The following is a 17,970-nucleotide window of genomic DNA, read 5'->3' as shown; positions in this document are numbered from 1 at the left end:
GACGCGGGTTATTCAATAACGGCCATTCACTCGCTCAGTGTGAGCGGGGTGTCGAACATCAATTGCCGGCCGGACACTTTGTCCGTGACTGTGGCGATAACGTGATAGCGACCGACAGGATCATCGTCGCCGAAGCTCAATCCGATGCTCGCATTGCCTAGATGAAGGCCGCCTGGAACTGGGGCGTCGGACCAAAGGGCTCCGCTCCCACCAGACATCTCTCTGCCGGACGGGGAAATTACGGAAAAGTCTGCGACGACATCACATTTGCCGCTGCGATCTGTCGCACACCCCTGGAAGATCAGCACCGCGGCGACAGACGATCCCCGCCTCACGCTATCGACAGCCAGGGCCTCGGGCAGGCGAGGCTCGGAGATCAAGGCTTCGGCGAAACGTTGCTCATTGGGAGTCAGGACCAACTGGGCGCCGAAATGTCCCGGCGGGTGAACTGCGGACCGAGCTTCTGTCAGGAAGGGATTCAGATGCCCGCTGGCTGCAATCGGTATCAGCGGCACAAGTACGAATGCGGCAGCAATGGCAGATTTTCTCATCGGACGATCCTCGCGGAACGTAACGGCTCGGAAGCAAATGGAGCTCGGGTACATCGGCGGTCTTATGAGAAGCAATTATCGCCGCGACACCGGCGCCATCTATTTGTTTTACATATTCACACATCTTTGGCAGAAATGACGGCACTTGAAGAACACATCAGGCCCCGTAGCCGACAGGAAAAAAAAGCCCCGGAGGACCGGGGCATCGTCTGGCAAGACTTACTGCTTGATCGCTTCGACTGCAATCACGAGCTTCACGTCGTCGCCGACGTAGGGGGCGAACTTGCCGGCGCCGAACTCTGAGCGCTTGATGGTGGTGACTGCGTTGGCGCCGCAGGCTTCCTTTTTCGCAAGCGGATGGTCCATGCACTTGAACGAGGTCACTTCGAGCTTGACGGGCTTGGTGATGCCCTTGATGGTCAGGTTCCCATCGACAGACGCGAGCTTGTCGCCGTCGAAGGAGACGCCAGTCGACTTGAAGGTGATGTTGGGATGCTTGGCGGTGTCGAAGAAGTCCTCGCCCTGGATATGCTCGTTGAAGAGGTCCGAGCCGGTGTCGACGGACTTGGTGTCGATCGTGACGTCGACGGAGCCGCTCTTCCCTGCGCGGTCGATGACGATCGTCCCGGTCGTCTTGTTGAAACGGCTCTGCTGGGTCGAATAGCCGAAGTGGCTGTATTCGAAGCGCGGGAAGGTGTGGTTGCCATCGATGACGAAGGTTTCAGGGGCGGCCAGTGCCGGAGCAGCAAAGGTGGCGGCCAGGGTCGAAATGAGGGCGAGGCGCTTGAGTTGCATTTGTTCAGGATCTCCTTGGAGCAAACAGGTTCGATTAGGGTGCTGCGGTTGTCGGGGTTGGGTGGTGCTTGTTACTTGACGGCGGCGCGGCGATCGGCTTCGACGTGGAAGCTGACCTTGACCTCGTCGGCGACGATGGAGGTATCCGACCAGCTGCCGTCGCCGATTCCGAATTCGAGCCGCTTGAGCGTGAAATTGCCGTCGAACTTGGCCGTATTGCCGGCCTGGGTCACGATGATCGGGGTCGTGACGTCGCGAGTGCGGCCCTTGATGCTGAGCTTGCCGGTCATTTCGTAGCGGTTGCCGCTGATCGGCTTGACCGACGAGGACACGAAAGTGGCCGTCGGGAAGCTCTTGAGATCGAACCATGCCTTGCCGCCGACTTCCTGGTTAGCATCGGACGAACCGGCGTCGATCCCGGAGAGGTCGAGATCGAGGCGGACCGTCGATTTGGCCGGAGCGGCGGCGTCGAAGGCCAGGTCGATCTTGGACTTGCGGAACTGGCCTTCGACCGGCACGCCCATCTGCGTGAAGACGAAGGCGATCTTGCTCTTGGCCGGTTGCACCTGGTCAAAGACGGCGGGCGCGTCGGCCGCGACGGCGGACAGAGAGGCCATCGGCAGGGTTGCCGCAAACAGGGCGACAGCGAGCACTGTGCGCAGGGTCATCGTTGAGTTTCCTTCATTCAGGTTGAACGTTTGAGAATCGGCATCATCCGCACCAAGGTGTCGTCGCGGTCGATGAACTGGTGCTTGAGCGCGGCTGCGACGTGCAGGCCGATCAGGACGAGAAGGCCGTTATTCAGCATTTCGTGGATGGTCTTGAACAGGTCGCCGAGCGCCGGATCCTTCGCGAGCAGGTCCGGCAAGGGCAGGATGCCGAGATAGACGACCGGGAATCCCTTGGCGGAGCTCATGAGCCAGCCGGTAAGCGGCACCGCGATGATGAGGACGTAGAGCAGGCCGTGGGTTGCCGCGGCGGCGAAGCGTTGCCAGGCCGGTACGTCGAGAGGTGGAGGGACGGGGCGCGTCAGGCGCAGCACCAGGCGCGGGAGGAACAGGAACAGCACGGTGATGCCGATCCATTTGTGATACGAGATGAGTTTGAGCTTGTTGGGCGACAGCGGCAGGTCACTCAGGTAGAGGCCGAGCGGAAGTGCTGCCAGAATCAGCAGGGCAGTGAGCCAATGCAGGAGTACCGACGGTGTCGGATAGTGTTTCGGGACCTTCATTCTTTATTCCTCTCAGGGATTCGGCACGTCAGGGGGCACGGAAAAACTCGGCGAGGAGGCAATCGATCGATTTCGGAGGGTGGCCGATCAGGGCCGCGAAATCGTTGCTGCATCGCGCGAACCGGTTTTCCGACGCTGCGGTATACATTGTCGCCATCGCGCGAGCGAGCCAGGCGGGCCATTGAGCCTGCTCCAGCAGCTGCGCATATTCGTCTTCGCCGATCGCCTCGTAGCGCAGGCTCTTCCCGGTGGCGGCGCCGAGCTTGGCCACGATTTCCGCGAAATCGTGGGAGGTCTGGCCGGTGAGTTCGTAGAGTCGCTTCTCGAGTCGCGGCGCGAGGGCGGCGGCCGCGATGGCTTCGGCGAGCTCGTTGCGCGAAATGAAGCTGACTTTGCCGGTGCCGGCGGGCAGGCGCAGGACGCCGGTTTGCAGTGCGGCCGCCAGCGTCATCGGCAGGAAATCGGCGTAGAGGCCATTGCGGAGAATCGTGTGCGCAATACCGCACGTCGCGAGGACCGACTCGGTGGCGGCATGGACCTGGGCGAATTCGGATGGAGAATTCTCGGCCGCGTCCTGAAAACTGGTGTAGAAGATGTGCTTGACCCCCGCCTCGCGCGCGCCCTCGATCGCATTGCGGTGTTGGGCGATGCGGACATTTTTGGGGCCGTCGGTCGAAATCAGGACGAGGCGATCGATGCCCGAGAAAGCAGTGGCAAGCGTGTCGATATCGTCGAAGTTGCCCTGACGCACGTCGATTCCGCGCGCGGCGAGTTGAGCCGCGCGAGCCGGATCGCGGACGCTGACGGCGATCTGACCGGCGCCCGCATGCGGCAGACGGGCCGCGAGGCGCTGCACGATGCGCTGCCCCAACTGCCCGGTGGCTCCGGTCACCAGAATCATGTCATTGCTCTCCGTTCTTGCGTCATTGCGTGAATGCAACTTTAGGCGAACGATTGCTCCTAAAATAGGCCTTGTCTTCGAACTCTTTGTTGCACGGAAGAAAACAATGGATCGTCTTCAGGCCATGGATGTGTTTGTCCGCGTTGCGGAAGCTGGCAGCTTCACAGCCGTCGCGGATCGGCTCAACGTTGCCCGGTCGGCGATCACACGCCAGATCGCGGGATTGGAGGCGCACCTCGGGACGAAGCTGCTCGCGCGCAGCACGCGGCGACTGAGCTTGACGGCATCCGGATCGGCTTATCTGGAGAAGTGTCGGGAAATCCTGTCCATGGTCGAGGCGGCCGAGGGCGATCTCGCCGGGGAGAAACGCGCGCCTCGGGGGCCGATCCGGGCGAGCGTACCGATGAGTTTCGGCATTCGCCACCTGATGCCATTGGTCTCGGATTTCATCACGACTTATCCGGAAGTGACGGTCGATCTCGAGTTCAGCGACCGGCGGGTGAATCTGATCGAGGAAGGGATGGACTTCGCGGTGCGGATTTCGCAGCGGATCGATCCGAGTCTGGTGATCCGACGGCTCGGCGTGAGCGGACTGGCGGCGGTGGCGTCGCCCGCCTACCTGGACCGCCACGGACGACCGCAACATCCGGACGACTTGTTGTCCCATCATTGCCTGACCTATACGCTGGCACCCGTTCCCGGATGGACTTTCCATATCAATGGCGAGCCCTATTCGGTGCCAGTAAAGGGGCGTCTGCGAATGAACAACGGCGACGCGTTGGTGGACGGGGCAATCCGCGGGCTCGGGATCGTGTGCGAACCGACCTTCCTCATGTCGCAGGCGGTACAGGTTGGCCTGTTGGAGCAGGTGCTCGCCGAATACACGACGACGCAGTTGCAGATTTATGCGGTGTTTCCGGGAACGCGCTATGTGCCCCACCGGGTCAGGACGCTCGTCGATTACCTCGCGGAGCGGATCGGGCCGGTGCCCTACTGGGATCAGGGGTTTTCAGGAAATCGGCGAGAGTAAACCCTCAGCGTCTCCCCGTGGGGTCAGAAGTTCATCCGCCACGGAAGTTCGCCCTGGATGAAGAGACGTGCCTCGTCCGATGAGGGGCGGGCGAAGAAGCGTTGGACCGAGGCGTGCTCGCGCACCTTGCCGGCACTCATGAAGACGACGTCGTCCCCGAGGCGGGTGGCTTGGCCGAGGTTGTGGGTGGTCATCAGGATGCGGGTGCCGTCCGTGCGGATTTCGCGCACGATGCGTTCGACTTCGGTCGTAGCCGAGGGGTCGAGGCTCGCGGTGGGCTCGTCGAGCAGCAGGAGACGGGGCGCCGTGACCCAGGCGCGAGCCAAAGCCAGACGCTGCTGTTCGCCGCCCGAGAGTTGTCGCGCGCTATCCGCCGCCCGGGCGGCCAAGCCGACGCGTTCCAATACTTTGGCGGCGCGCTCGTGACGCTCGGTCCGCGGAACACCGAAGGGCTTGAGCGCGACGGCGACATTTTCGCGCACCGAGGCGCGCAGCATCATCGGCCGCTGGAAGACCATCGCGACCGCGAGCGCCGGCCGCCGCCCATCTCCATCTCCCCATTCGATCGTGCCGGCTGTCGGCTCGACGAGCCCGCAGAGCGTACGCAGGAGCACGCTCTTGCCAGCGCCGTTCGGCCCGAGGATCAGCGTAATCCCCTCTCCGCCCAGTTCGAGATCGACGCCGTCGAGGACGGCGCGGCCGTTGGGCTGGAATTTCAGGTCGCGCAGTCGCAGCGGGAACATCGGTTTCATCCGTAACGACGCATCGCCCAGCCTCGAACCGCGAACGCGAGCGCATTGAGGACGAGGATGACGGAAATGAGGACGAGGCCGAGCGCTATCGCGAGCGGGAGATCGCCCTTGCTGGTCTCCAGGGCGATGCTGGTCGTCATGACGCGGGTGGCGTGGTCGATGTTGCCGCCGACGATCATGACGGCGCCCACTTCGCTCATGGCGCGACCGAGGCCGGCGAGTACGGCGACGAGCAGCGAGTGCCGGCAGTCGTAGAGAAGCGTGGTCACGCTCTGCCACCAGGTGAAATGCATCGCTTGCAGTTCTTCCGCGTAGCGCTGCCAGGCGTCATCGATGACTTGTCGGGCGATCGCGGCCATCAACGGGACGACCAGCACGGTTTGCGCGACGATCATCGCCGACGGCGTGTACAGGAGGCCGAACTCGCCGAATGGCCCCGAGCGGGACAGGAAGAGGTAGACGATGACGCCGACGACGACCGAGGGCAGCCCCATCAAGGCGTTGATGGTGACCAACGCGGCATTCCTGCCTGCAAAGCGGCCTACCGCGAGAAACGCGCCCAAGGGCAACCCGATCAGGGTTCCGAGCAGTACAGCCGCGCCGCTCACGCGGACGGACAGGGACACGATTTCGACCGCCCGGTGGTCGAGCGACGCAATCAGCAGGAAGGCATCGTAAAAGGTGGAGGAAAAGGCCGCCATTCACCAAGGATAACGGATCAAATCACGCCGCAGCGACAGGGGCGTGTTGGGAAGCCGGCCCGATCAACGATTCCCTACCTTGAACTGACCGACCAGGCCGGTCAATTGGCCGGTCATCGTTGCCATGTTCGCGGTTTCGCTGGAAGTGCCGTCGGCCTCGGCGGCCGTCCGGTCGGCCACGGCGGTGATCTCGGTGATGCTGCTGCTGATGTTGTCGGCCGCCTCGCGCTGCGTGACGACGGCATCGGCGATTTGCTGGACGGTCTCGCGAATCCGGCCCATCGCATCGACGATGTCGTTCAGAGCGTTCTCGGCGGCGCTGGCGTGCTCGACGGTGGCCGCGGCCTTCTTGCCGCCGGATTCCATGACCGACACGGAATGTTGGGACTGGGCCTGCAGGCGCGAAATCACCTGTTCGATACGCTCGGTCGATTCGTGCGTCCGTTGAGCGAGTTTGCGGACTTCGTCGGCGACGACGGCAAATCCCCTGCCCTGCTCACCGGCGCGAGCCGCTTCGATGGCCGCGTTGAGCGCGAGCAGGTTCGTCTGCGCGGCGATTTCGCGAATGACCGCGAGCGTCTCTCCGACCTCGCGGACCTCGCCGTCGAGATTCCTGATCGCATCACCCGCATCCCTGACGTCGATCGCGAGTTGGCGGATCGCGCCGATGGTCGCCTCGATGACAGTCTTTCCCTGCTGGGCTGCCGCATTCGATTGCCGTGCCGACTCGGCGGCAAAATCGGCGCTGGAGGAGACCTCCTGGACGTTCGCCCCCATCTCGATGACCGCAGCAGCGGCCGCTTCGGTTTGTTCATGCAGTCGGCGCATGCCACGGCGGGTCTCGTCGGCCGAGCGGGACAGGATGTCGCTGGTGGCGGCGAGCCTGGTGCTGTCGTCCGCCACCAGCTTCACCATGTCGCGGATGCGGGCGACGAAGTCGTTGAAACTTCGGCTCACCTGCGAGATTTCGTTGGATCCAACTGCTTCGAGCTGCTTCGTCAAGTCGCCTTCACCTTGGGCGATGTCGTTCATCGAATCGCGCAGCCGCAGGATCGGATCGATGACGCTACGCCGAACGATGTAGGCCGCAACAATGACGCCGACCAGCATCGCGAGGCTGGAGATGTTCATCATGTACTGGATCACCTCGATCGCGCCTGTGGTGCCTTCGAGCGCCTTCGACGACTTGCTGGTGAGCTCTTCGACCAGTGCGTCGATGCGGCCCGCGAGTTGATCGGCGACGACATCGAAACCATCGTCCGGCCGCTTCATGATGGCATTGCCCGCGTCGCGCCCCGAGTCGATATAGACGTGGGCCATGGCGACGCCCATCTCGTGCAGCTTCGTCACGCCTGCACCGATCTCGCGGGCACGGGTCGTCAGATCGGGTTGCTTGTCACCCAGGCGCTGAAGCGCTTGCAGAGCGGCTTCCAGAGATTCGCGGGCTTCGGCGAACGAGGCTTCCTCCGCCGTTGCAGCAGCGTCAGTCAGAAACTGCTGGACCTGGATCGTCTGGAACCGCGCCTCCTTGGCGAGCAGCATCGCAGCCTGCAGCGACTGTCCCTCTGCCGATTGAGTATGAATGCCGCTCAATAAACGGTTCGACAGCAAGGAAAGCACCGCCATGGCGCAGATGATCGCCACACAGGCCACGACGAGAAGTCTTGTCAGTGAAAAGCGGTTCAACATTCAGATGCTCCTGTTTCCGACTCGGGGGCGAGGCCGCCCCGTTATTCGACACTATCAGCCAATGTGCATTGTGCACTATGACGTTGGTCGTAACGGCGATTCGTCGGAAAACTTTAATTACATACCCCCTCCGGAAGCACGAGGCATGCTCACCCTCCTCCGCGCTGCATCGCGCGGTCGAGCGGAGCAAGGAATCGGCGACGGAGGGTCTCATCGCCGCCCGAAAATTCGTATCGGACAACGAGAAGCGGGAGTTTGAACAGGCCAAGGCGCCGCACGCCGCTCGGCTCGACATGGATATCGAGCCGCGCCGCGTCGAAGTGGAGGCGAAAGTATCCCGGGGCGAGGCACTCGACCCCGGCCGGCCAAGCCTTGCGCAGATCACGCTCGAACTCGGCCGGTGTGGCCGTGACTTCGCGCTCGAACCGTTCCGGGACCGGTCCGGAGATGAAGCCCACGCTAGCCGCCGGCGATGGGTGGCCAGATCGCTACTTCGTCGCCACCGACCAGCCGGTGCGTGGCGCGCTGGCCAGGGGGAATGAAGTGGCCATTGACGAGCACCAGATGTGCGCTGCGTTCCGGCACCTGGAAGCGGGTGATCAGGTTTGCGATGGTGGTGCCCTCCTCCACCTCCAGCTCGACCCGGTTACCCTTGCGGTCGGACGGGAGGTGGTCGGTGAGCGACGCGAACAGTTTCAAACCGATCTTCATTGCAGTGCCAGGGAATGTCTCAGCGCGCGAGAGCCATCGGCTGCTGCGAACGGGCGACGTAGGCTTCGACGAACTGCAGCGGGTTGGCGAGCAGGCGCTCCTTCCAGGCGCCGAGCTTGACCTGCCCGTGGATCAGTCCGCGCAGGGCCCCGACGTGTTCGGTGAGGCCGATCGAGGTCGCGCCGATCATCACGTCGTCCTTGAATTGCAGGCTCAGGTAGCGATAGCGGGCTTCGTCGATGTGTTCGACGCCGACCCCGCCCTGATCGCTCTTCTCGCCCCACCATTGCCCGAAGGACGACGAGATCAGGCCGAGCGTGGCGAGTACGTTGATCGCGAGGACGCCGTTGAGCTTTGTCGGGCGACCGGCCATGTTGAGCGCGGCGACGCGGGCTTGGTCTGCGGCGTTGGGCTGGATCGCGGCGACGAGGTGTTCGCCCGTAAACAGATCGGGCGCTTCGGCGACGTCGCCTGCGGCGTAGATGCCCGGCACGCTCGTTTCGAGCTGTTCATTGACGAGGACGCCTTTGGCGACGTGCACCGGCGTGGATTCGAGGAAGGCGACGTTCGGCGCGACGCCGGCGGCGACGATCACGAGATCGCACGGCAGCACATCGCCGGTCGACAGCGTGACGTTCACCACCGAAGGCTGTGCGCTGCGGTCGATCCGCTTCACGCCGGCATTGGTGACGACGCGGATGCCCTTGGTCTCGACCCAGCTCTTGATCATGCCGCCGGCCTTGGGTGTCATCATCCGCGGCACCATGCGGTCGCCCATTTCGACGACCGTGAGTTGGACGCCTCGCGCCGCGAGGGCTTCCATGATGATACAGCCGATGAAGCCGGCGCCGAGCTGCAGCACACGCGAGCCGGGTTTGGCGAGACGGGCGATGGCGCGAGCGTCCTCGAGCGTCCAGCAGGTCTGCACCTCGGGCAGGTCGACGCCGGGAATGGGCGGACGCACGGGGTGCGAGCCGGTTGCGATCAGCAGACGGTCATAATCCTCAAAGTGGCCGTCCTGGAAGAGGATACGGCGCTGGTCGGTGTCGAGCGATACCGCACGGGCATTCAGCTCGCGGACGCGCAGCTTCTTGAAGTGGTCGGGCGTCTTGCGTAGATAGGTGCCCGATTCGTCGATGTTTTCCTCGAGCAGGTAGGGAATGGCCATGCGCGAGTATGGGGGCTCCCCTTCGGAGCCGACCATCAGGATCTCGTCGGCAGGGGCTGCGCGGCGGAGCGTCTCCGCTGCGACGACGCCCGTGGGACCGTTGCCGAGTATCACGTGTTTCATGGGAGCTGTCCTCGATTGGGCGATGAATTCCCCTTCCCGGGGGCGATGCCGCCAGGAAGGGGACTACGCTTTGCGTATCGGACGACGATCAGAGGCCGAGCCGCGACAGGGTTTCCGGCGTAGGCACGCCGTCGGGCGTCCAGCCGCGCACCTTGTAGTACTCGGGCAGCATCTCGCCGAGACGGTTCACCATGCCCTTCGCCGGGCCGGTCTTCGCGGGTTCCGTCGTCAGTCGCGTCGGCAGGTTGTCGTCCTTGCCGGAGAGACCGGCGGCGAGGTTGAACTGTCGCTCCATGTTCCAGATCCGCTCGCCCACCTGATTGAGTTTCTCCATCGACCAGTCGCCATCGCACGCCGCGGCGACCTGGGGCTGCACATCGGCCAAGGTCCACGCGAACGACGTGAATACGCACACCCCTGCGGCATCAAACACCGCGGTCGCGTCCTGGAAGGCCTTGACGAGTTCGGGCTTGCCCTCGGTGGCCAGCGGGTCGGTCTTGACGGGAATGCCCAGCACTTCGGATGCGACCGTGTAGGCACGGAGGTGGCAGGCTCCGCGATTGGAGGTCGCGTACGCGAGACCGATACCCTGGATGCCGCGCGAATCGTAGGCCGGGAACTCCTGCTTCTTGACGCTCATCGACAGTTCCGGGTGGCCGTACTTCGCGCACAGACGCGCCGACCCGAGGCCGATTTCCTTGCCGAAGCCTTCGCCGGTCGCCGTCATCTCGGCGAAGCGGGCGAGCGCCGCGGCCGAGCCGAAGGGCGCTTCCATGCCGATCTGCTCCTTGGTCAGCACGCCCATCTCGTACAGTTCCATTGCGGCACTGACGGTCGCGCCGAAGGAGATCGGGTCCATGCCCTGCTCGTTGCACAGCATGTTCGCGTACTGCAGCGCTTCGAGGTCGCCAACGCCGTTGTTCGCACCGAGCGCCCACGCCGCTTCATATTCCAAGCCGCCGGAGGCGCCCCAATACTTCGGGCTGTTCTTGACGGTGAAGTGATTCTGGTCGAGCTGCGAGATGCGTCCGCAGGCGATCGTGCACCCGAAGCAGGCGGCGTTCGTGATGAGGTGGGTCTTGCCGTCGGTCTCGCGCTTCTCGTGCATGGCCTCGGCGGAAATCTTGGAGGCCTCCTCGAACTGCACGTCCCGGTGGTTGCGGGTGGGCAGCGCGCCGACTTCGTTGATGACGTTCATCAGGACCTGGGTGCCGTACTTCGGCAGGCCCTGGCCGGTGACGGCGTTGTCGGCGAGGACCTTCTTCGCGTCCTGCGTCGCCTTCAGGAAGGCGCCGAAGTCCTTGATGCCGGAGACGCCCTTGGTCCCGCGGATCGCGACCGCCTTGAGGTTCTTCGAACCCATGACGGCGCCGACGCCGGAGCGCCCGGCGGCGCGATGCAGGTCATTGACGATACAGGCGAACATGACCTGGTTCTCGCCCGCGAGCCCGATCGAGGACACGCGGATCAGCGGATCCTGGTGCTGGGTCTTGATCGTTTCCTCGGTTTCCCAGCAGCTCTTGCCCCACAGGTGCGTGGCGTCGCGCAGCTCAGCCTTGTCGTTCTCAAGGAACAGATAGACCGGCTTCGGGGAACGTCCCTCGAAGATGATCATATCCCAGCCGGCGAACTTCATTTCGGCACCGAAGAAGCCGCCCGAGTTCGAACAGGCGATCGCGCCGGTCAGCGGTCCTTTCGTCGTGACGGTGTAACGGCCACCGGTCGACGCCATCGTGCCGGTCAGAGGACCGGTTCCCATGATCATTTTGTTGTCGGGCGACAGAGGGTCGACCTTCGGGTCGATCTCCGACACCAGATACTTCGACGACAACCCGCGCGAGCCGAGGTAGTCGTTCGCCCATTCCATGTTGAGCGGCTCTTCCTTGCACGTGCCCTGAGTCAGGTTCACCCGCAGGATCTTGCGATTCCATCCCATGACGTTCCTCTCCTCTCAGGCTGCGGGTGCCGGGGTGTTGGCCTTTGCGGCCCAGGCCTGCATGCGCGCAAGTCCGGTCCAGTCGGCATCGATGTAGGTGATCGCGCCGGTCGGGCAGGCCTTCGCACAGGCGGGATCGCCCTCGCACAGGTCGCACTTCTGGACCTTGCCGGTGCTCTGGTTGTAATTGATCGTGCCGAAGGGACAGGAGATCGTACAAACCTTGCAGCCGACACAGGTGTCCTCGAACACCATCTTCGCGCCGGTCGTCAGGTCGAGGCGGATCGCATCGACCGGACAGGAGTGCATGCACCAAGCCTCGGTGCACTGCGTACAGGTGTAAGGGACTTTGCGCCCTTCGTGTTCGAAATTGAAGACCTTGATGCGCGACTTGCTGGGATTTATGACGCCGGTATGTTCGTACGAGCAAGCCATCTCGCATTGCAGGCAGCCGGTACACTTCGCGGGGTCAATGTGAAGTGATTTCCACATCGAATCTCTCCTCCGTCTTGTGGATTAACCTCGGGAACAACTCTTTGCAACAGCAAACATCATGCCAAGACCACTATTCTGACATGGTTTTTATCGGGTCAATTCATCCGGCCCAGCTTTCTATACAAGGTATTCCGACTGACCCCGAGGCGGCGGGCGGCAGCGGAGATATTGCCGCCGACTTCGCGCATCACGGTGGTGATCGCCGCGAGTTCGATTTCATCCAGGCTCCGCGGAGCTGCAGTCTCGGCGACGGCCTGAACTGCCACCGGAGCAGCAGGCGCTGCAGTGACCGGTGCCGGAACGAAGTCTGCGCGCCGAAGTTCGCCATCGTCGCAAGGATCGGTTCCGAACAGTTCTTCCGGCAGGTGCACCGGCAGAATTTCCTCCTCGTGGTCGTCGAGCAAGGCCACCGCGACGCGAATCACGTTCTGGAGCTGGCGCACGTTGCCCGGCCAGTTGTAGCGTTCGAAGAAGGACATGACCTCCTCGCCAATCCCCACCGTGCCCCGGCGCATGTCACCGATTTCGGCGTCCAGGAGACGCGTGACGATGTGGCGGATGTCCGTACGCTCCCGCAGCGGCGGCAAAGTGACGGTTAGACTGTTCACGCGGTAATAAAGATCCTCGCGGAACGTGCCTTGCTTCACGGCATCGCGCAACACGCGGTGAGTCGCGCAGACGAGCGAAATGTCGACGGGGATCGACTTCATGGACCCGATCGGCGTGACGCTGCGTTCCTGCAACACACGCAGCAGACGTGCCTGCATGCCCATCGGCATGTCGCCGATCTCGTCGAGGAAGAGCGTGCCGCCGTGGGCCTGCTGGAGCTTGCCGATCGCGCCTTCACGACGCGCGCCGGTGAAGGCGCCGCCGACGTATCCGAAGAGTTCGGACTCGATCAGGTTTTCGGGGATCGCAGCGCAGTTGAGCGCAACGAAGGGGCCGTCGCAGCGGGGTCCGCTGTGGTGGAAGGCGCTCGCGAAGAGTTCCTTGCCGACGCCGGACTCGCCCTGGATCAATAGCGGGATGTCCTTGCCGAGAACACGGCGGGCGCGGTCGAGAGCGAGCTGAAGCCGGACGTCGCCGGTTGCGAGGTCGTCGAGCTGGATGCGGTTGCGGCCCCGCTCGTTCGCCTTGGCCGCTGCCCGCTCGGGTGCGCGCTCGAGCGTTTTCGTCGGGGAAACTTCGACACGGACGGGGCGCTGGCCACGTACCTGGACGTAAACCGGTTCGGCCCGGCGGGTTTCGATCATCAGCAAGTCTCCGGCCGCCGAAGCGGCACGATCCATCAGTTGGCCAAAGCCGATTCGGAGGAACGTCGACAGCGCCGGCGTTTCGAGCAGCCCCGGCGTCAAGCCAAGATATTCGCGCGCAAAAGGATTGGCGCCGATGATGGCACCCTCGGGGCTAATCGCGATCATGCCCTCCTGGAGGCTGCCCACGTATTCGGGGCGGGGATGGAAGGCAATGCGAATATCGCGTGCAAATTCGGCCTCGAAGAGGCGCTTTTCGAGCAACTGCACCGACAGGCGCGCGAGGCCCAGCGTGTGGCGCTGATGACTGCGGGAGTCGCCTGAGATATCGAAGACGCCGGCGAGCTGTCCGCTGGCGCTGAACACCGGCACGGCACAACAGGTGAGGAATCCGTTTCGCTCGAGGTAGTGCTCGGCGCCGAGCACTTCGACGGCCCCGCGCTCGACGATGGCAGTGCCGATCGCGTTCGTGCCGCGAACCGACTCTTCCCAGCTCGCTCCCGGTTGCAGCGCGACCTGGTGCGCGCGGCCGACGAAGTCGGGATCGCCGAGGCAGTGCAGGATCATCCCCTGAATGTCGGCGAGGATGACCATGCTGCCGGTCGAACGGATCTGCTCGAAGACGTGCTCCATGATCCCGCCGGCCTGGTCGAGCAGCCGCGCACTGCGCTCGCGTGCTTCGGACAGCCGGGCCCGGCCGACCGGGTCGATCAGCCGCCCGTCCTGAACATCGAGTCCGGCCGAGCGGCTACGCTCCCAGGAGCGCAACACCAGCGGTGCAACGCCCGATTCCGGCGTCTCTCCTTGTTCGAAGAAGCTGCGTCTTGCGTCAAGAACAGCATCGTCGCGGCGCTCCCGCAACTGCGGTATCACAACCATCATCTCCTCCTGTGATGCGCCTTGTACAGGACTTATTGTCGGCTTGTCCCTTGTTCCAGAAAGTAGCACCTGCCCCATGTTGAAGCAATCCACCCTCTGGCTGGCGTAGCTCGAATGGAGCAATTTCTTTGCCAGCAGAAGATAAGCGGAATCCCGCGGATCTTATGGGTTCGCGCCAAGTCGAAGCCCTTGCGGAAACAGTGGCACAGCGTTTGCAGTACAGGTTACGCCAAGGGCACCGTCCCAGGTGCACGTGAAATCTAAACAAGTGTGAGGAACGACAAGGTGGATACGCAGAACTACAAGGAGACCCCGGCGCGCAAACTGCGAGTTGGAGCAATGGCGATCGGTCTGGCGCTCGTGGCGGGCCTGGCACATGCACACGGCGACGTAACTCCCCAGGCAGTTGACGTGTCGACGCTGAAGCCTCTAGGCAAGGAATGGGTCACGTCCCCCAACCCTTACCGCGGCGACGCGGAGGCGATCCGCATCGGCAGCTCCGCCTTCAACCAGAACTGCGCGCGCTGCCACGGCCTGGGCGCCGTGTCGGGCGGTATCGCGCCGGACCTGCGCAAGCTGGACATCGAACCGGAAACCGACGAATACTTCCTCGGGCGCATCCGTCACGGCGTGACGCGCAATGGCGCGGTATATATGCCCCCGTTCGAAGGCATTCTGCCGCAGGAGGCAATGTGGGCCATCAAGGCCTGGTTGGAGACCGTACGTGAAAAATGACCGTCGTTCCTTTCTGATCGCAGCGGGGGCGCTGTGCGCAAGCCCCCTGCTGCCCGCCTACGCGAAGGCGGCCGACCTGGAGTTGCAGCAGCAGGGCACCTTGCGCATCGCGGTCTATGCCGATTTCGCGCCGTACTCGGCGCGCGGCAAGGGCGTCGATATTGCGCTCGGCCAAGCGTTGGCCGAGAAACTGGGCTTGCGTGCGGAGATCGTCGAATTCCCCGCCGGGGAGAACATGAGCGACGATTTGCGCAACATGGTCTGGAAAGGCCACTACCTGGGGACACGCCCCGGGGATGTGATGCTGCACGTTCCGGTCGACGCGTACTTCGCGCAGCAGAACGACAAGGTCGCCATCTTCGGCCCCTACCAGCTCGAAACGATGGCCATCGCACGCAACCCCGAGCGTGTGCAGCAGGTATCGGGCATGCCGTCGGAGGCGCTGGAAGTCTTTACGCGCGAGAAGATCGGCGTGGAGCTCGACACGCATTCCGACGACTACCTGATGCACGCGCTGAACGGCCGCCTGCGTGAAAACGTCGTGCACTTCCACAGCATCGCCGAGGCCGTGAAGGCGATGACGCGCGGCGAGGTCAGCGCCGTGATGGGTCCGCGCAGTGAACTCGAGGCGGCCATGAAGGACGACAAGCAGTTCCGTCTCGATACGGTGAAGATCACCGGCATGCGCGTCAATAGCTGGACGCTGGGCCTGGCGGTGAAGTCGGGCAGCAAGGAACTTAAGGCTGCGCTATCCGAAGGTCTCGCCGAAATTCAGCGTTCGGGCGAGCTCGACCGCATCTTCACGACTTACGGCGTCAGTCACCACATGCCGTGACGGCAATTCTGCGATGACCTCCGGGTCACCGCAGATCGCTTCATTCTTCTCGAATTGCTCCAAAACGGTACAACTGCTCCGCCATGGAGCAGTTGCTTACACAGCCTGCTCCATGGCGGTGGTAGGCTTCACGCCGCCTTCGCCCCGGCGCGTTTCAGCATGCCGCGCTGCGGGTCGTATCCCTGAACGGCGAGAGCGAAGAAGACGATCAACGCCGCGACGACGATCGCCATCGAGGTCGCGGCGAATTGTCCGTACAGCGCGAAGCGGATCGCCTCGACCGCGTGCGTGAAGGGGTTCCAGCGGGCGACCGCGTAGACGACGGCCGCGCCGGATTCCTCGAGCTTCCATAGCGGATAGAGCGCCGGCGAGATGAAGAACATCGGGAAGATCACGAAATTCATCGTGCCCGCAAAGTTCTCGAGCTGACGCACCTGTACCGACAGCAGCAAACCCAGCGCCCCCAGCATCATTCCCCCGAGCACGATCACCGGCAGCGCGTAGAGCCAGCCCATCCACGGCACCTGCACGCCGAAGAGCGCCGCGATGACGAGGAAGACGTAGGCCTGCAGTACCGAGAGCAAGGTGCCGGCGAGGAGCTTCGCGAAGAGCAGATAGGCGCGCGGCAAGGGGGCGGTGAGCAGCAGGCGCATCACGCCCATCTCGCGGTCGTAGACCATCGCGAGCGAGGACTGCATGCCGTTGAAGAGCAGCACCATCCCGAGGAGGCCCGGAACGATGTATTCCTGGTACGGAATGTAGGTCTCGTAGGGCGGGATGATCGACACGCCGAAGACATTCTGGAAGCCCGCGGCGAACACGACCAACCACAGCAGCGGGCGGACGAGCGCGGAGGCGAAGCGCCCGCCCTGGCGGACAAACTTGGCCACTTCGCGGCCGGTGATGGCCTGCAGCGCAAGCCAGGCGTGGTGAAGTCTCATTGGTGCTCCCGGTGGCCGGCCATCAGAAGGCGCAGCGGCTGTCGCGCTGATCGAAGCCGAGCGTATCCATGTTGTTCGTCGGATGCAGGAAGCCGTCGATCGGCGCGCGCTCGATCACGGCGTTGTGGGTCGCGAGCAGGATCGGCTGGCGCAGCTGGTTGTCCCAGGGGCGGAAGCCGAGGCGGTTGCCCTTGAAGCCGTCGATCGCGATCTCGTCGCCCTTGAGGTATTTGACGACGACCGGGAAGGCGGCGTTGTTCGTGCGGGCGACCGCCTCGACGACGGCCTTGACGGCCATCCACGCGGCCCAGTCGATGTCGGCCATGCGGCGGCCGGCCTGCTTTTCCATGCGGGTGTTGAGTTGCGGCGCGCCGTTGCGCTCCCAGGCCCAGCTCCATGCGGCGGCGGCGAGGCCGTCCGCGCCGACGACGGGACGCGGGCGCACCGTGCGGTAGGGGACGCTGCGTGCGAATTCTCCGTCGCTGTCGGCGACGAAGACGACGTCGTAGTCGGCTCCGGCGGTGAGCAGCGCGACGTTGCCCTGGTCGCGCTGGCGCGGATCGTTGCTCAGCACGAAAGGCTTCTTGTCGACGACCTTGACGCCGAAGCGCTTGGCCGAGCGTTCGAAGGCTTCGGCGATCAGGTGATCGTCGGGCAGCGGGCCTTCGAGCATCAGCACGGAGCGCCATTTGCGCGACACGAGGTACTGCACGAGCGCGTCGGCGGTCATCGCATGGTTGGGCAGCGTGTGCAGCAGGTTGGGCTGGCACTGCGCCTGGCGCAGCGCGTCGTCCGCGGCCGATACGTTGAAGAGCAGGAGTTCGCGACCGCGCACGGCCTTGGCGACTTCCGCGACCACGGCGGCCGGCGCGTCGATGAGGAAGTAGCGCACGCCCTGCCCGTTGAGCTTCTCGACCGCGGCGATCAGCGCCTTCGCATCGGCGCCGGTGACGCGCTCCAGCGCGAAGTCGACGCCCACCGCCTTGCCGGCGAATTTCCCCTCGCGGATCGCAATTTCCGCGCCGGCGTAGGGACGGCCGAGCGGCTGGGCGAGGCCGTGCTGCGCGAGGTGGGTATCGTCGTAGCGCGCGTCGCCTTCGATTTCGAGATGGGCGATGCGGACCGTCGCGGCCCACGCGGCCGGCGCGAACAGCAGCGCAGCCAGCGTTGCGAACAAGGCGAGCAAGCCGAAGGGCCGCGGGAAACGTCCCGCGCAAAGTCGATGCGTGATCTGCACGATGCCC

At 63.8% G+C, this 17,970-nt stretch carries 19 protein-coding genes; 3 read left to right on the top strand and 16 right to left on the bottom strand.

From position 1 onward, the window contains the following. Positions 1–26: 26 nt before the first annotated feature. The 5 genes from AZKH_RS08025 to AZKH_RS08005 all read right to left on the bottom strand — a co-directional run bounded on the left by AZKH_RS08025 (position 27) and on the right by AZKH_RS08005 (position 3,478). Positions 27–551 carry a hypothetical protein gene (locus AZKH_RS08025; RefSeq protein WP_041656014.1) on the bottom strand — a complete coding sequence of 175 codons (525 nt, stop codon included), beginning with the start codon at positions 549–551 and terminating at the stop codon, positions 27–29. 219 nt (positions 552–770) lie between these two features. Continuing rightward, positions 771–1,346 carry a YceI family protein gene (locus AZKH_RS08020; RefSeq protein WP_015435256.1) on the bottom strand — a complete coding sequence of 192 codons (576 nt, stop codon included), beginning with the start codon at positions 1,344–1,346 and terminating at the stop codon, positions 771–773. Between the two features lie 71 nt (positions 1,347–1,417). Continuing rightward, the gene (locus AZKH_RS08015; RefSeq protein WP_015435255.1) at positions 1,418–2,014 is read right to left on the bottom strand and encodes a YceI family protein; all 597 of its coding nucleotides are present in this window, start codon (positions 2,012–2,014) and stop codon (positions 1,418–1,420) included. 17 nt (positions 2,015–2,031) lie between these two features. Then, positions 2,032–2,577 (bottom strand): cytochrome b, encoded by a 546-nt coding sequence (locus tag AZKH_RS08010; protein ID WP_015435254.1) that lies wholly within the window; start codon positions 2,575–2,577, stop codon positions 2,032–2,034. 28 nt (positions 2,578–2,605) lie between these two features. Beyond that, on the bottom strand, positions 2,606–3,478 hold the full coding sequence (locus AZKH_RS08005; RefSeq protein ID WP_015435253.1) for an SDR family oxidoreductase: 873 nt from the start codon (positions 3,476–3,478) through the stop codon (positions 2,606–2,608). Here AZKH_RS08005 and AZKH_RS08000 point away from each other — a divergent pair. Further along, positions 3,477–4,508 (top strand): LysR family transcriptional regulator, encoded by a 1,032-nt coding sequence (locus tag AZKH_RS08000; RefSeq protein WP_231874489.1) that lies wholly within the window; start codon positions 3,477–3,479, stop codon positions 4,506–4,508. The two genes, AZKH_RS08005 and AZKH_RS08000, sit on opposite strands and share 2 nt — an antisense overlap. A 23-nt stretch (positions 4,509–4,531) precedes the next feature. On the opposite strand, the gene AZKH_RS07995 is transcribed toward AZKH_RS08000, so the two are convergent. The 9 genes from AZKH_RS07995 to AZKH_RS07955 form a co-directional block, all read right to left on the bottom strand. Next, positions 4,532–5,251: a phosphate ABC transporter ATP-binding protein gene (locus tag AZKH_RS07995; protein ID WP_156822067.1), complete on the bottom strand. Its 720-nt coding sequence runs from the start codon at positions 5,249–5,251 to the stop codon at positions 4,532–4,534. Positions 5,252–5,256: 5 nt separating this feature from the next. Next, positions 5,257–5,961 carry an ABC transporter permease gene (locus AZKH_RS07990; RefSeq protein ID WP_015435250.1) on the bottom strand — a complete coding sequence of 235 codons (705 nt, stop codon included), beginning with the start codon at positions 5,959–5,961 and terminating at the stop codon, positions 5,257–5,259. 63 nt (positions 5,962–6,024) lie between these two features. Next, positions 6,025–7,650: a methyl-accepting chemotaxis protein gene (locus AZKH_RS07985; protein WP_051071655.1), complete on the bottom strand. Its 1,626-nt coding sequence runs from the start codon at positions 7,648–7,650 to the stop codon at positions 6,025–6,027. Between the two features lie 149 nt (positions 7,651–7,799). Next, positions 7,800–8,108, bottom strand: a complete 309-nt coding sequence (locus AZKH_RS07980) for a hypothetical protein (protein ID WP_015435247.1) — start codon at positions 8,106–8,108, stop codon at positions 7,800–7,802. Position 8,109: 1 nt separating this feature from the next. After that, positions 8,110–8,361, bottom strand: a complete 252-nt coding sequence (locus tag AZKH_RS07975; protein WP_015435246.1) for a MoaD/ThiS family protein — start codon at positions 8,359–8,361, stop codon at positions 8,110–8,112. A gap of 19 nt (positions 8,362–8,380) precedes the next feature. Further along, a complete protein-coding gene (locus AZKH_RS07970) occupies positions 8,381–9,652 on the bottom strand; it encodes an NAD(P)/FAD-dependent oxidoreductase (RefSeq protein ID WP_015435245.1) in 1,272 nt (423 codons plus the stop codon). 88 nt (positions 9,653–9,740) lie between these two features. Next, on the bottom strand, positions 9,741–11,588 hold the full coding sequence (locus tag AZKH_RS07965; RefSeq protein WP_015435244.1) for an aldehyde ferredoxin oxidoreductase family protein: 1,848 nt from the start codon (positions 11,586–11,588) through the stop codon (positions 9,741–9,743). Between the two features lie 15 nt (positions 11,589–11,603). Next, entirely contained in the window at positions 11,604–12,080 is a 477-nt protein-coding gene (locus AZKH_RS07960) for a 4Fe-4S dicluster domain-containing protein (protein ID WP_015435243.1), read from the bottom strand. 98 nt (positions 12,081–12,178) lie between these two features. Then, positions 12,179–14,215, bottom strand: coding sequence for a sigma-54-dependent Fis family transcriptional regulator (locus AZKH_RS07955; RefSeq protein ID WP_015435242.1), 2,037 nt, complete (start codon positions 14,213–14,215; stop codon positions 12,179–12,181). Between the two features lie 285 nt (positions 14,216–14,500). Here AZKH_RS07955 and pedF point away from each other — a divergent pair, with 285 nt between their 5' ends. Continuing rightward, positions 14,501–14,950, top strand: a complete 450-nt coding sequence (gene pedF / locus AZKH_RS07950) for a cytochrome c-550 PedF (protein ID WP_041656013.1) — start codon at positions 14,501–14,503, stop codon at positions 14,948–14,950. Continuing rightward, positions 14,940–15,785 carry an ABC transporter substrate-binding protein gene (locus AZKH_RS07945; protein WP_015435240.1) on the top strand — a complete coding sequence of 282 codons (846 nt, stop codon included), beginning with the start codon at positions 14,940–14,942 and terminating at the stop codon, positions 15,783–15,785. Before pedF ends, AZKH_RS07945 begins: the two co-directional genes overlap by 11 nt. A gap of 128 nt (positions 15,786–15,913) precedes the next feature. On the opposite strand, the gene AZKH_RS07940 is transcribed toward AZKH_RS07945, so the two are convergent. Further along, positions 15,914–16,726, bottom strand: a complete 813-nt coding sequence (locus AZKH_RS07940; protein WP_015435239.1) for an ABC transporter permease — start codon at positions 16,724–16,726, stop codon at positions 15,914–15,916. 22 nt (positions 16,727–16,748) lie between these two features. After that, complete coding sequence (locus tag AZKH_RS07935) at positions 16,749–17,963, bottom strand: ABC transporter substrate-binding protein (RefSeq protein ID WP_015435238.1); 1,215 nt, start codon at positions 17,961–17,963, stop codon at positions 16,749–16,751. Positions 17,964–17,970: the final 7 nt, after the last annotated feature.

Source organism: Azoarcus sp. KH32C (assembly GCF_000349945.1).
GTDB lineage: Bacteria > Pseudomonadota > Gammaproteobacteria > Burkholderiales > Rhodocyclaceae > Aromatoleum.
This window is presented reverse-complemented; position numbering and strand designations above follow the sequence as displayed.

What these genes read in the sequence shown, in the direction of transcription:
- AZKH_RS08025 (WP_041656014.1), bottom strand. Translation starts at nt 551, where the DNA reads ATGAGAAAATCTGCCATTGCTGCCGCATTCGTACTTGTGCCGCTGATA.
- AZKH_RS08020 (WP_015435256.1), bottom strand. Translation starts at nt 1,346, where the DNA reads ATGCAACTCAAGCGCCTCGCCCTCATTTCGACCCTGGCCGCCACCTTT.
- AZKH_RS08015 (WP_015435255.1), bottom strand. Translation starts at nt 2,014, where the DNA reads ATGACCCTGCGCACAGTGCTCGCTGTCGCCCTGTTTGCGGCAACCCTG.
- AZKH_RS08010 (WP_015435254.1), bottom strand. Translation starts at nt 2,577, where the DNA reads ATGAAGGTCCCGAAACACTATCCGACACCGTCGGTACTCCTGCATTGG.
- AZKH_RS08000 (WP_231874489.1), top strand. Translation starts at nt 3,477, where the DNA reads ATGTCATTGCTCTCCGTTCTTGCGTCATTGCGTGAATGCAACTTTAGG.
- AZKH_RS08005 (WP_015435253.1), bottom strand. Translation starts at nt 3,478, where the DNA reads ATGATTCTGGTGACCGGAGCCACCGGGCAGTTGGGGCAGCGCATCGTG.
- AZKH_RS07995 (WP_156822067.1), bottom strand. Translation starts at nt 5,251, where the DNA reads ATGTTCCCGCTGCGACTGCGCGACCTGAAATTCCAGCCCAACGGCCGC.
- AZKH_RS07990 (WP_015435250.1), bottom strand. Translation starts at nt 5,961, where the DNA reads ATGGCGGCCTTTTCCTCCACCTTTTACGATGCCTTCCTGCTGATTGCG.
- AZKH_RS07985 (WP_051071655.1), bottom strand. Translation starts at nt 7,650, where the DNA reads ATGTTGAACCGCTTTTCACTGACAAGACTTCTCGTCGTGGCCTGTGTG.
- AZKH_RS07975 (WP_015435246.1), bottom strand. Translation starts at nt 8,361, where the DNA reads ATGAAGATCGGTTTGAAACTGTTCGCGTCGCTCACCGACCACCTCCCG.
- AZKH_RS07970 (WP_015435245.1), bottom strand. Translation starts at nt 9,652, where the DNA reads ATGAAACACGTGATACTCGGCAACGGTCCCACGGGCGTCGTCGCAGCG.
- AZKH_RS07965 (WP_015435244.1), bottom strand. Translation starts at nt 11,588, where the DNA reads ATGGGATGGAATCGCAAGATCCTGCGGGTGAACCTGACTCAGGGCACG.
- AZKH_RS07960 (WP_015435243.1), bottom strand. Translation starts at nt 12,080, where the DNA reads ATGTGGAAATCACTTCACATTGACCCCGCGAAGTGTACCGGCTGCCTG.
- AZKH_RS07955 (WP_015435242.1), bottom strand. Translation starts at nt 14,215, where the DNA reads ATGGTTGTGATACCGCAGTTGCGGGAGCGCCGCGACGATGCTGTTCTT.
- AZKH_RS07940 (WP_015435239.1), bottom strand. Translation starts at nt 16,726, where the DNA reads ATGAGACTTCACCACGCCTGGCTTGCGCTGCAGGCCATCACCGGCCGC.